Annotated in this window: 10 protein-coding genes; 4 read left to right on the top strand and 6 right to left on the bottom strand. The window is 65.8% G+C overall.

Features of this window, described 5'->3' with window-relative positions; all coding sequences use genetic code 11:
- Positions 1–12 precede the first annotated feature (12 nt).
- The gene (locus AC51GT_RS10410; protein ID WP_496324418.1) at positions 13–864 is read right to left on the bottom strand and encodes a 2-amino-3,7-dideoxy-D-threo-hept-6-ulosonate synthase; all 852 of its coding nucleotides are present in this window, start codon (positions 862–864) and stop codon (positions 13–15) included.
- Between the two features lie 74 nt (positions 865–938).
- Between AC51GT_RS10410 and AC51GT_RS10405 the strand changes: the two genes are divergently transcribed.
- Positions 939–1769: an arylamine N-acetyltransferase family protein gene (locus tag AC51GT_RS10405; RefSeq protein ID WP_496328698.1), complete on the top strand. Its 831-nt coding sequence runs from the start codon at positions 939–941 to the stop codon at positions 1767–1769.
- On the opposite strand, the gene AC51GT_RS10400 is transcribed toward AC51GT_RS10405, so the two are convergent.
- Complete coding sequence (locus AC51GT_RS10400; protein ID WP_496328697.1) at positions 1766–2950, bottom strand: 4-hydroxybenzoate 3-monooxygenase; 1185 nt, start codon at positions 2948–2950, stop codon at positions 1766–1768. The two genes, AC51GT_RS10405 and AC51GT_RS10400, sit on opposite strands and share 4 nt — an antisense overlap.
- Before the next feature lie 170 nt (positions 2951–3120).
- Between AC51GT_RS10400 and AC51GT_RS10395 the strand changes: the two genes are divergently transcribed.
- Together AC51GT_RS10395 and AC51GT_RS10390 are read left to right on the top strand one after the other, a co-directional pair.
- Positions 3121–3951, top strand: a complete 831-nt coding sequence (locus AC51GT_RS10395) for a glycosyltransferase family 2 protein (protein WP_496324627.1) — start codon at positions 3121–3123, stop codon at positions 3949–3951.
- On the top strand, positions 3948–5258 hold the full coding sequence (locus tag AC51GT_RS10390) for a lipopolysaccharide biosynthesis protein (RefSeq protein ID WP_496328696.1): 1311 nt from the start codon (positions 3948–3950) through the stop codon (positions 5256–5258). Before AC51GT_RS10395 ends, AC51GT_RS10390 begins: the two co-directional genes overlap by 4 nt.
- A gap of 31 nt (positions 5259–5289) precedes the next feature.
- Here AC51GT_RS10390 and AC51GT_RS10385 read toward each other — a convergent pair whose 3' ends face one another.
- From AC51GT_RS10385 to AC51GT_RS10370, 4 genes are read right to left on the bottom strand one after another with little or no spacing between them, the layout of a single operon-like run.
- Complete coding sequence (locus AC51GT_RS10385; protein WP_496328695.1) at positions 5290–6252, bottom strand: glycoside hydrolase family 16 protein; 963 nt, start codon at positions 6250–6252, stop codon at positions 5290–5292.
- On the bottom strand, positions 6249–6443 hold the full coding sequence (locus AC51GT_RS10380; RefSeq protein ID WP_496324413.1) for a hypothetical protein: 195 nt from the start codon (positions 6441–6443) through the stop codon (positions 6249–6251). Before AC51GT_RS10380 ends, AC51GT_RS10385 begins: the two co-directional genes overlap by 4 nt.
- Positions 6440–8698: a hypothetical protein gene (locus tag AC51GT_RS10375; RefSeq protein ID WP_496328694.1), complete on the bottom strand. Its 2259-nt coding sequence runs from the start codon at positions 8696–8698 to the stop codon at positions 6440–6442. Before AC51GT_RS10375 ends, AC51GT_RS10380 begins: the two co-directional genes overlap by 4 nt.
- The gene (locus AC51GT_RS10370) at positions 8695–10686 is read right to left on the bottom strand and encodes a glycosyltransferase (protein ID WP_496328693.1); all 1992 of its coding nucleotides are present in this window, start codon (positions 10684–10686) and stop codon (positions 8695–8697) included. Before AC51GT_RS10370 ends, AC51GT_RS10375 begins: the two co-directional genes overlap by 4 nt.
- A 355-nt stretch (positions 10687–11041) precedes the next feature.
- Here AC51GT_RS10370 and AC51GT_RS10365 point away from each other — a divergent pair, with 355 nt between their 5' ends.
- The gene (locus AC51GT_RS10365; protein ID WP_496324410.1) at positions 11042–12421 is read left to right on the top strand and encodes an FHA domain-containing protein; all 1380 of its coding nucleotides are present in this window, start codon (positions 11042–11044) and stop codon (positions 12419–12421) included.
- Positions 12422–12561: the final 140 nt, after the last annotated feature.

Here is a 12561-nt window from a genome sequence, read left to right as displayed (position 1 = left end):
GAAAGGCTCGCCTCAGGCGGATTCCAGGGCCGGGGCCGGATGCCCGAACGCCTCGCGCTCGGCCTCACCACGGGCGCCGTGGACGATCTGGGCCAGCTGCGCGGTCACCGCGTACGGGTTGGTGGCCGCAAAGATATTGCGGCCGAAGCTCAGTCCGGCCACCCCGCCACTCATGATCTCGGCCCCGAGCGACACGGCGTCGTCGTCGCTGCCTTCCCGGCTCCCGCCGGCGACATAAATGGGTATCGGGCAGCTGTCGACCACCGTGCGCATCGACTCGGGGTCGCCGGTGTAGTTGACCTTCACCAGATCCGCGCCGAGGTCGGTGGCGATGGCCGCGAGGTGGGCCACTTCATCCGCGTCTTCCGCACCGGCAGGCCGCAGTGGGCCACGGCTGTACATCATGGCCAGCAACGGAACACCGAGGATCTCGCATTCACGGGACACGGCCCAGAAGTCTTCGAGCTGACGATGTTCGGTGGTCGATCCGATGTTCACGTGGATGCTGACCGCGTCGGCGCCGACCCGCAGTGCGTCCTCGACACCGCCCACCATGACTTTTGCATCGGTGTCCAGACTGCGGTTGGTGCCTGCCGAGAGGTGCACGATCAAGCCCATCCGGGCGAATGCTCCGGCGTCGGCCTGCGTCGCGCGTCCGCGGTGCAGGACCACCGCGTCGGCACCGGCCCGGGCGATGGACTGCAGCACATTCGCGACGCGGTCGACCGAGCCGAGTGGGCCGATCGTCACCGAGTGATCCATCGGCACGATGAGTGCATGACCGGTGGCGATGTTCGAGATACGGGACAGCCGCACGCTTTTGCCGCCGCGGCAACCACGGAAGTATCGCGAATCGTCGGACATCGGATCTCCAATCATGCGCCGACCGCACTTCTTCGGCGGGGAGCTCTGCTTAGCTTAGGGTAAGCTTTGTCAATATGCGAACGCTGGGTGACCGATCTGACAGGCGGCCGGCCGAGCATCGGCCATCCGGTGTTGATGGCTCTGATCTGGCCTTTGTCGATGCGTATCTCAACCGGATCGGACTGAGCCGCGCGGACGTCTTCGATCCTGATCTTGACGATCAGCTCGTTCTCGAACGAGTTGTCCGGGCCCAGTCGGCAACCGTCCCGTTCGAGAATCTGATGATCCATGCCGGGCAGATCGTCGACGTCGACCCGCTCGCGATCACGCGAAAGATTCTCGGCGACAAACGCGGAGGCATCTGTTACGAGGTCAACGGCCTGCTCGCCCGCGCCCTGCAAGACCTGGGGTTCACCGTTCATCTGGTCGGAGCGGCCGTCGCACGTGATTCCGGCGAGTTCGGACCTGCGCTGGCACATGTGGCCGTGATCGCCACCCGCGACAACCGGCATTGGCTGGTGGACACCGGTTTCGGTGGATCGTCGGTACTGATGCCCATCTCCGCCGATCAGATCGGCCGGCCCATCGACGTCCGGACCGCCACCGGCCGCTATCGCACCGACGGTATGGCCCACCGGCCGACCGACTTCGCCGATATCGCGCGCTGGCACAGCACCAGTCCGGCATCCCGGTTCACCGGGTCGATCATCTGCTCGATCACCGACGACACCCACCGGATCACGATGTCGCGGGGCCCGGGCGAGCAATTCGTGCTGACCCGAACGGATCTGGCCACCGGCGAGCGAGACCGGAGCACCGTCTCCGACGATGCGGTGTGCGCAACCTTCGCCAACCGGTTCGGGATCTCCCTCCAGGCCCCACCGGGCATTGCGGAGTTCGACTAGTTCCGCGCGTACTGCCAGCCGACCGGGAACGGAAGACCCAGGTAGACCTCGCCCAGGGCCCGCTGCTGCGCTTCTGAGGAGACCCAGCTCTGCAGTCGGGCGCGATTGAGCCGCCACTGCAACGGGTCATCGGTGAGTGTGTGCAGGGTGGTCGTCAGCGTGGCCGAAAACAGCTGGGCCTGCCAGATTCTCGGCAGGCAGGTTGCCGAGTAGTCGTCCAGCCACCGGCGCTCTCCACCGAGAAAGTGGGCGGCCAGTGCGTGGGCGAGGACCGTTGCGTCCGATACCGCCAGGTTGAGACCCTTTGCGCCGGTGGGCGGCACGATATGCGCGGCGTCGCCGAGCAGGAAGACCCGCCGGTGCTGCATCGTCTCGTTGACATAACTGCGCAACGGCGCGATCGAGCGGTCGAAGATCTCACCGCGTTCGAGTCCACCGGCACCGGCACTACGGATGGCCAGTTCGTCCCAGATCCGGTCATCGGACCAGTCCGCCAGGTCGGTGCCGGCGGGGACCTGGAGATACTGCCGGGTGATCCGCGCGCCACGCATACTGTGGACGGACAACCCGTTCTCGTGCGCGCAGTACATCCCCTCGGGCGTGACCGGCGTTGTGCGCGCGAGGATCCCCAACCACGCCACCGGGTAGGTCTGTTCGATCTCGACCCGATCGGCCGCCGGGATCGCCTCACGGCCGACACCGTGAAAACCATCGCAACAGGCGACGAAATCTGCGTCCACCTCGAACGTTCTGCCCGCCTGCCGGACCGTCACCCGCGCCCCGTCGACACGGTTGTCGATCGCCGTCACATCGGCGTCGAACAACAGTGGCAGGCCCCTACCCACGCGATCGGCGACGAGATCCTTGACGAGCTCCTGCTGGGCGTAGACGGTGGCGTGGCCGCCGACCAACGCGTTGAAATCGAGGTGGTGAGTGGTCTGATCGAAGGTGAGGTAGAAGCCGGCGTGTTTGATGCCCTCGGCCAGGATGCGGTCCGCCAGACCGATGTCGACCATCAGATCGACGGTCGGCTGTTCCAGAATTCCTGCACGCGTGCGCTGTTCGATGTAGTCACGGCCGCGCTGCTCCAGAACTACGCAGTCGACACCCTGTAGCTCGAGCAATTTGGCAAGGGTCAAACCGGCCGGGCCGGAACCGACGATGGCCACCTGGGTACGCACGAAATTGCTCCTGGTTCGAGATGGTTGCGACAGAAGATCACAAACAGTGTGACGCTCGACACAATAGACTATGCGGACTTTGCTTAGGCTTGCCTGCCTTCTAATGTAAACCTTAAGTAATCATTAGAGCGGAGTGGCCAGCGGTGTACGTTTCAACCCCGAATAGCGACGTGGGTCATCCACCGGCAACACTGCCGCCGACGCCCGACGGCGACCAGAATCCCTCACGCCCAACGGTATCGGTGATCATCCCGGCCATGAACGAGGCGAAGAATCTTCCCTACGTGGCTTCACGGATGCCCGAAGGCGTCGACCAGATCGTGTTCGTCGACGGCAATTCCGCCGACGACACCGTCGCCGTCGCCGAAAAGCTCTGGCCGGAGGCCACATTCATCACCCAGACCCGCAAGGGTAAGGGCAACGCGCTGGCCTGCGGTATTGCCGCTTCGACGGGCGACATCATCGTCACCATCGACGCCGATGGGTCCACCGACCCCGCTGAGATCCCGCTGTTCGTCGAAGCACTCGTGGCAGGGGCCGACCTGGCCAAGGGCAGCCGGTTCGTCGGGGCCGGTGGCAGCACCGACATCACCACGCTCCGCCGGATCGGCAACAAGGGTCTCAACGGTCTGGTCAATCTCATCTTCAAGACCGAGTTCACCGATCTCTGCTACGGCTACAACGCATTCTGGGCCCGGCATGCGGTGGCGCTCGAGCTCGCGCCCGTCGAATACCAACGCGCCCAGTGGGGCGACGGCTTCGAGATCGAGACCGTGATCAACGTCCGCCTGGCCACCTGCGATCTCGCCATCACCGAGGTCGGCAGCTTCGAGGGCCCCCGCCTGCACGGACGTAGCAACCTCAACGCCTACAGCGACGGCATGCGGGTCCTGCGGACCATCAACCAGGAATGGAAGCACTGGCGCGCACGTCCCAAGTCGGTGGCGGCCTCGGTCACCAGTGTGTCGACCACCCCGGTGGTCACCAATTCGCCCGTGTGACAACCTCCGAACCCGCCCCGACCGCGCTCGGCATCAAAGCGGATCGGGTCGAGGCGGATCGGTCCGATGAGCCGGGTCTGGGCCGGAACTCGCTGGCGCTCGCGATCTCTGCAGCGGTCACCGGGGTCCTGGGCCTGGTGTACTGGGCCCTGATCGGACGGATGTACCCGGCCCGAGAAGTCGGTGCCGCCGCGGCGATCATCACCACCGCGACGATGCTGTCGGCCTTCGGGAACCTGTCCTTCGGCGCATTGTTCGAGCGGTTCGTTCCCGTGGCCGGGCGCAAACTCCCGGCGCTGGTCCGGACCGGATTCGTGACCGGCGCCGTCGTCGGCGCGCTGCTCGCTGTCGGCTTTCTCTGGATCGGACCCACCGACAGTCTGTTCACCGGGTGGCTCGACCGGGCCCTGTTCCCGGTTGTGGTCGTGTCCTTCTCGGTATTCGCACTCCTCGATCACACCGCTGTCGGCCTGCGGCGGGGCACCTGGGCGGCTCAGAAGAACATCTCCCACGCGGTCATCAAATGCGTGCTCGTGCTGGCCTGCGCCGCGGTGGCCACGCGGGCGACGATCGTCTGGACCTGGGTTGGCCCGGCGGTTGTGCTGTCGGCGGTCCTCGGCGTGGTGGTGATCCGCCGGATCCGCACGGAACCCGCGTTGGCCGGTGGCGAAACCCTCCCCCCGACAAGGGAGCTCGGCGGCTACCTGGCCGGAACGTACCTGCTCTATGTCGTCGGCGCGCTGGCGCCGTTACTGCTGCCACTGATCGTCGTCGCCCACCTCGGTACCGAACTCAACGCCTACTTCGCGATCGCGTGGTCGCTGGTGACCGCGCTGGTGGTGCTGCTGACGATCCTGATGGGCCCGTATATCGCTGCCGCGGCCGCCGATTCGGCAAATGCCTACCGACTGACCCGGCGCTTCCTGCTGATCATGGGAATCGTCGGCGGGGGCGGCGCAGCGTTCCTCGGCCTCGCCGGCCCGGCACTGCTCTCACTCGTCGGCCCGCAGTACCGCGAGTTCGGTGGTCCGCTGCTCCAGTTGGCCGCACTCGGCATCGTGCCGGCACTGTTCGGATATGCCTACTCGGCCATCTCCCGACTGCTCGGCAGGCTTCGTTATGCCGTGGCCGCCCAGTGCGTCAACGCAGCGCTCATGCTCGGGCTCGGCGTTGCCTGGGTGGATGTCGACGGACTCCGCGGACTGGCGTACGCCTTCATCACCGCCGAAGTGACCACCGCTCTGCTGGTGATCATTCCACTGGCCCTCGCGATCCGCCGGGTCCGACAGTCGGTGTCGGAGGCCTGAGGAATCCGGGTTCGCAGTTGCGACCCGGTGCTCAGCGTTCGGTCAACTCGGCGGTGGTCGACTCCCGATCGAACTCGCCTTGCCCATACATCGTCTCGAGCGTCGGCAGATCGGCTTCATAGACCGCCACCCAGTCGATCTCGACCGACAGCTCGTCGGGGTGCAGGTCACCGACACCGGTACACGGCGCCATGGCCCAGTCGATGCGGCGCTCACAGGCACCGGCCTCGGCCTGCAATGCCAGCCACATCGGGATGTCCGGAACCATGATCTCGGAATCGGCCTGCGCCCAGACCTTTCCGTCGAGCAGGTAACGGATGATGCCCGGCCCCCATTCGACGCCCACGGTATGCCACTGCGAGAAGTCCCCGTTGATCTCGGCATTGGTCTTCGCGTTCTCACCGTCGGCGCCGACCCAGTGCAGGAACGCCGACATCTCCGACCGGTCACCACTGACGCTCTCAGCGAAATCGATTTCGGGAGGCCAGGTTTCGTTCTGTGGCCACAACAGCATGTGATACGAGATGTCGGCACTCGGGTCGGCCCGCATCCGAACCAGCCACCGCCCGTAGAGCTGAGTCACCGGATAGTTCGAGACACCGCCGGTGACCCATCCGTCGGACTGCTGCGCGGCCTTGAGGTCAAGCACCCCATTCCCCAGTGCGACCATCGAATCGTCCCAGCGGCTGTTCGGATTCCCACCGGGTTGGCCCGTGTAGGTGCTCCAGTTCTCGCCCAGCTCACACCGATTGAAGTCGTCGGTGAACCGCAGGATCCACCCTTTCTCGTCCCGGTCCGGAACTCCCAGTCCGCCCGGAGGGTCCTGTGCCACACACGAATCCGATGCCCCGTCGGCGCCCGCTGCGGTCCCGTCTGCCAACACGGTGTCCGCATCGGGTACATCGCTGCTGACATCGCTCGCACAACCGGCCACCATGAGCGCGGCCACCGCAAGCGTTCCGAGCCGGCGCCACCCGCGACGCAGTGGCCTCACAGTGCCATCACGATCAACCGCTGGAGTGTGAAAGCCGCAGCGCCGACGGCCGCCACGGTGATCGCCGCGCTCAGCAACCGGCCACGCTTACCGCGACCGATCGACCCGAACGCGGGCACCTCGAGCTCCCGCAGAACCACACCGGCAATGATCAGGACTCCGGCAACGACAAAACAGATCACCGCACTCATCTGGTACCGACCTCCGGGGCATCGACATTCCGCATGATCAGCACACTGCCGTCACGCACATCTTCGACGAATCGTCCGCTGTCCAACATCATCGTGATCTGACGATCCAATTCGGCCTCGTCGAATCCGTACTGCAACTCCAACATTCCCTTGCCCTGCTCGGTGACGTAGATGTAGTCGGGGTTGCGCTCGAGCGCACATCCCGAAAGGTTGTTCAGGCACGGGAAGCTGTCGATGAAACCGAGTTTCGGTCCGGCCGGATCCAGGGTGCGGCGGACGCCGACGGTATGTGGCGCGTAGCTCCACGACATGACCGTGGCGTTGTCCCCGACCTCGGAGATGAAGGCGTGTGTCACCGAGACGTCCTCGTCGGTCGAGGCCTCGAATGCGGTGTTCAGCCCGCGATTGGTCGTCCCGATCAATCCGAACACCAACAACAGTGCCGCGGCTGCGATCACCCCGACGATTCCGGGCCTGCGCAGGGAACCGAACCACGTCAGGGCTCGTACCCGGCCGAACACCACCGCGATCGCCATCGCCGCGAACGGCGCCAGCACCGGCGAGGCCAGCAGGAAACAGCGGATCAGCATCTCGCCGCCATAGCTCTGCAACGCGACCAGCAAGAACGGGGAACCACAGAGGGCGCCACCGACCAGCCAGGTCCGCTTGCGGCGGAAGCACAACCACCCGGCGAACGCGACCAACACGAACAATCCCGAGGCACCGATGCGCAGATATTGCATCTGCTTGTACGTCGGATCGCCGCTCAGTCGCTGGCCGACACCGCGATTGACCGAGTTCCCCACCTGTCCGATCTCATCGAACAGGGACTGCAGGTGGCCGAGCCAAAAATCCGAGGCCCCGTAGCTGAACCAGGCGGCGAAGATCAAACCCGCAGCCAGCCAAAGGGTTCGGTACCGGGTGGCTCCGAGCAGCGAGAACCAGGCGAGCGCAACGATCAGCAGGATCGGCGTGATCTGATGGGTGACCGTGTTCGCGGTGATCAAGACCAGCAGCACCCCACCGACGGCCGCCGTCCGGAGCGGGCCGAATCCCGGTACCCGACCCGGGGTGCGGCGCACGATCGCCCGACCGGCGCGCAGACCGGGTCGGCCCAGCGCAGGCAGCGGCGCGCAGCGCAGTTGCCAGAGCAGGGTCGCCACCACGGTGCCGTAGAAGAACATCGCAATCGACTGCGGTGCAAAGTAATCCTGCTGATACCAGTTGAAGAGCTGGTAGAGGACCACCGCCGTCCAGGCCAGACGAACCCGCCCGGTGATGAGGATCGCGATGGCATAGAGCGGGACCATGAACAGGGCGCCAGTGACCAACGGAGCCCAGACGAGTAGTCCTTCGACCCCCGCGGTCCCGGCCACCTCCACCAGATGGGCTGACGCCGAGAACATTCCGGCCCAGCTGAACCGCGCATCCACCTGTTGCGGTAACTCGCCACCGGCGACGATCACGTCGATGAAACCGCTGTGCACAAAAGCCGTGGGTACCGAGGTCTGTCCGGTCGCCGCGCCCACCAGCATCGTGTTGTAGCCGATGAGCAGCACGGTGCCCAGCGCCATCGTCAGATGGTCGATCCGCCGGGCCAGCAGCGACGAGGCCAGACTTGCGGCCAAAACCGCCAGTCCGACGACGAAGGCGGGACTGATGGCGCTGATGATCCCGAAATGTCCGGCCTCGTCGATGTCGGTGCGCACAGCCGCCAGCACGAACAGGCCGGACGAGACCGCCAGTGCGGCCAGGTGTCCCCATCGACGGCGTGACCACGATGTCGGGGCGAAGATCCGATTGTTCACACTTGCCGCATCGCGCGGGACCACCGCACCGGCCACGACGCACAACGCGAGACCACCGGCGACCAGGCCGAATTGGGTCCAGAGCGGATTCCACCACTGCGCCACCATGAGCGCCTGCGACACCAGGATGTTCACCGCGAAGGAGACACCGATCACCAACGCGATCGAGATCGAGCGCGCCGGGATCCGGAGCATCGTGATCACGGGTAATCCGGGCAGCACACCCATGCCCACCAGCACCAGCAGCATCCGGACGGGCGCCGGGATCACGTCCTCGGAAGAGGTGGCGACCAGTAGGTTCTGCAGCAACAGAACCAGCGCCAGGGCGGCGGCCGACTGCAGGCCCCGCCGGGGATTCCACGGATACCGGACCTGCACGGTCGACGACGCGTCTGCCGGACCCGGTCCCGGTTGCCGGGATGCGGGTCGGTCGAGCTGCGCGGTCATCGTTGACGGCCGGCTTTGCGATGACGGAAATGACTGCGTACGAACAGCACCGGACCGGTCAGATATCCCCACACCTCGATCAGCCGTAACTGCAACGGCCATTCGGCCGGGACGTCCTTGTTCTTCACCGAGTTCGGCGCCAGCAACCGGTGCAGACCCACTGGGATCCGGATCAGGATCGCCGGGCCCGAACGGCTCAGCGCCAGCTTTGTCAGCGACGCCGCCATGCCGGTCCCGTATCCGTAACTCTGATCACGAAGATCCGGGATGTTGTCCCGGTGGTAATGGTAGACAACAGCTTTCGGGTTGTAGGCGATGACACCACCCTGCAGGAGCAGTGAGCGGAACGCGTCGAGGTCCTCACCCCCGCGGGCCGGTGTACCGGTTCCCAGGCGCAGATCGAAGCCGTTGATCAGCTTGAGGGCCTCGGGGCGGAACGCCATGTTGTTGCCGCTGCCGCATTCACCGGCGGTGTAGGGAAAGAAGATGTTGTGGGGGCCGAAGTCGCCGAGGACATCGAGCTCCGGATCGTGGCGCAGCGCCCACACCACCGGCTCTGGACCCTTGTCGAAGACGCCCGCCTCCTCGAACCAGCTCTGCAGCTGGGTCGGGGACTCCGTCGACAGAACCCGGCCGGTGACCGCACCCACCCGCCCGGTCGGGTCGGCCCGGAAGCTCTCCAGGATCGACCCCACCCACCCGGGATCGGGCAGTGCGTCGTCGTCGGTGAACGCCACCACCCGACCGGCGGCGGCCTCGGTGCCCCGGTTACGGGCCGCGGACACGCCGGGTACCGCTTCGTCGACGATCCGGATCCGGGGATCGGCGACATCGGCGAGCAGTGCCGCCACGTCGGATCGACCCGGCCGGTTGTTGACGACCAGGATCTCGATCCGGTCGTGATCCTGATCGAGCAGCGCCGACACGGTCCGCCGCAGCGATTCGCGTCCGACGGTGGGGATCACCACGGTCACCAGTTCGTCGGGGCCCAGCGCGGCGGTCGGAACATCGTGGCGCCCTTCGGGTTCGGTCCCGACAGCGCCGATCTTGGCCACCAGCGAGGACGTCAGCGTCGCGGCTGCGGTGACAATCAACCCGACGACCATCATCAGGGCCCGGGCCAAGCCGTGAACATCTCCGCCGAGCACGGCCCTGAACTGATTCCACATCCCCGAGGACAGGGTCCGCAGGACGTAGGAGCGCTCGGAGGCAAGGCCGCGTCCCGAGCCCACCATCGAGGCGAGCACGGCCTTCGAACGCCCCTCATGCAGGCAGCGGGACAAGAAGTAGCGCACCGTGCTCCGTCGGGCGGTCACCAGATGGTCGACGACCAGGCCCTCGTGGCGGATGATCCGGGCGGCCGGATCCTGCCGCTGCAGTTCGATGCCCATCAAGGTCTCTTCGCACCCGGCCGGCACCGCGCCGACCCGCCCGAGCCGGTTGCTGAATCCGCCGGCCGCGGTCAGTGCTGCCCTGCGGACCGCCATCGCCGCACCGATCGGATTACGGATCGATCCGCCATCGGCCGGCAGGCCCCGGTAATCGCAGCCGACAACCCAGCCGAACTCGTCGGGGAACCAGCCCGGCCGGCCGGACTCCCAATCCGCGACCACCCGGCCGCCGATGCACACGACGTCCGGTGCGGCGAAGGCCTGGCGGGCCGCGGCCAGCGAACCCGCGCGCAGTCGGGCATCGTCGTCGAGGAAGACGATCACCTCGCCGTCGGCCAGTGCGGCGCCGGTGTTCCGGGCGCCCGACAACCCCTGCGGGCCGGCGTTCTCCACGACCCGGGGTGTGGAGCCGGGTGTGGAGTCGTATCGCTTCGTCAACTCCGCATGCAGCCCGCTGTTGTGATCGACGACAACAATGACCTCATCATCCGGCATCAACTGCACGGTGGCGGCGTCGATGGCCCCGATCAGTCCGGAGAGCCGTTCATCCGCAAAGCAACAGATGACCACTGAAAGTCTCAGGGCAGACGTGTCCATCGATGTCACTACAGAACTCCGGGTGTTCGATCAGCTGGGGCGACGCGCTACACACCTTCGAGTACAAGGCATTCGAAGCTTAGGCTACGTTTACTTTCCCGCCCAAGTCCGCGGTGACCCCGGCGCCGCCAAAAAGTCCATGACCTGCGCGAATCTCGCGGTGTCGACTCGCCCGCACCACGCGCCCGCGACATCGCGTCGAGATGACGGCAGTATTGAGGGACAAACATGGGGCATCTGTGGCGGACGGTGCAGATGTTCTCCCTGGAGTGCCCATGCGACAGTTGAGTCGCTATCATCAAAAAGCACGATTGGCACGCCGACACGCTGACATTGCGGAAGGAGGTCGTCGGTGATGGGGATTCTGCAAAGAATCGAACGCAAGCTCGAAGGTGCGGTAGATGACGGCTTCGCCCGGGTCTTCGGCGGCAAAGTAGCACCTCAAGAGGTCGAGAACGCGCTTTTTCGCGAGGCCGAAGACCGTCTCGAAGACCTCGGGGACGGCAGCAAACTGGCCCCCAACGCCTACACCCTGGTGGTCAGTTCGACGGACCATCAGGAGATGGCGGCCGAGTACGAGCTCAATCGCAAGACCTTCTCCAAGCACCTCGAGAACTTCATCCGGGACAACGGGTGGCAGACGTACGGCGAAGTGGTTGTCGAGTTCGCCCAGTCGCCCACCTTGCACACGGGTCAATTCCGGGCACGCGGTGCTGTCAACCCCGATGCCCGCCCGATGCCCGTACCCTCACCGGGTGACCAACAGGTAGGCCCACCCGGGCCGCCCCCGCCCCGTCCACAGGCTGGGCCGCAACCCGCAGGACCAAACCGAATCCCACAAGTAGGAGCCGTTCCCATGACCAAGAACTCCGGATACGACCAGCGCGGAGGTTACGAACAGGGCTCCTATCCACCTCCCGGTTACGGTCAGCAGCCCTATCAGCCCGATGACCAGAACGCCGATGCCCCGGCGTACAGCCGCCAGGAAGGTTACGACCCGCAGGGTTATGACCAGCGCGGCTACGACCAGGGCTACCAGCAGGGCGGCGGCTATGCCCAGCAGCCCGGCTATGACCAGGGTGGCTACGCCGCACAGCAGCCCGGCTACGACCAGGGCTACCCGCAGGGCGGTTACGACCAGGGCTACCCCGCCGAACAGCCCGGTGCCGGTGCACCGGACCAGCAGGGATACGACCAGCGCGGCTACGACCAGGGATATGACCAGGGCTACCCACAGCAGCCCGCCTACGACCAAGGGTTCCAGCAGGGCGGCTACGCCCAGCAGCCCGCCTACGGTCAGCAGGGCGGCTACGCACAGCCCGGATACGACCAGGGTTACCAGCAGGGCGGCTACGACCAGGGCTACGGGGACCAGCAGGGCTACCCGGCTCCGGATCAGCAGGGCGGCTACGCCGGACAGGGTTACGCACCGCAGGCCGGGTATGCGCCCAGCTCCATCACCTTGCTGCTCGAAGACGGCAGCAACCGCACCTTTCAATTGCGTAACGGTTCCAATGTCATCGGCCGCGGACAGGACGCCCAGTTCCGGCTCCCGGACACCGGCGTCTCGCGTCGACACGTGGAAATCCGGTGGGACGGGTCGAGCGCGTTGCTCAACGACCTGAACTCCACCAACGGCACCACGGTCAACGATGTCCAGGTCAGCAGCTGGGAACTGGCCGACGGCGACCGCATCCGCGTCGGGCATTCGGACATCACCGTTCGCTTCCAGTAGCCGCATCACCCGACGGGCGCGGGGGCTCCGGCCACCGATCCCGTCATGACCCGACCCACTTTCTTCGCGCGTTGGCACGTCCGACTACCTACATAGAGGCCACTGGGCCATAAGATGCATTGGACTTTGATGGCTGGCCC

The sequence above is a fragment of the Williamsia sp. z34 genome, assembly GCF_059553395.1.
Note: the sequence above shows the minus strand (reverse complement) of the source record. Positions and strands in the feature narration are given on the sequence as shown.

Excerpts from the sequence above, each read along its gene's own strand:
- AC51GT_RS10410 (WP_496324418.1), bottom strand. The coding sequence starts at position 864 with ATGTCCGACGATTCGCGATACTTCCGTGGTTGCCGCGGCGGCAAAAGC.
- AC51GT_RS10405 (WP_496328698.1), top strand. The coding sequence starts at position 939 with ATGCGAACGCTGGGTGACCGATCTGACAGGCGGCCGGCCGAGCATCGG.
- AC51GT_RS10380 (WP_496324413.1), bottom strand. The coding sequence starts at position 6,443 with ATGAGTGCGGTGATCTGTTTTGTCGTTGCCGGAGTCCTGATCATTGCC.
- AC51GT_RS10375 (WP_496328694.1), bottom strand. The coding sequence starts at position 8,698 with ATGACCGCGCAGCTCGACCGACCCGCATCCCGGCAACCGGGACCGGGT.
- AC51GT_RS10370 (WP_496328693.1), bottom strand. The coding sequence starts at position 10,686 with ATGGACACGTCTGCCCTGAGACTTTCAGTGGTCATCTGTTGCTTTGCG.
- AC51GT_RS10365 (WP_496324410.1), top strand. The coding sequence starts at position 11,042 with ATGGGGATTCTGCAAAGAATCGAACGCAAGCTCGAAGGTGCGGTAGAT.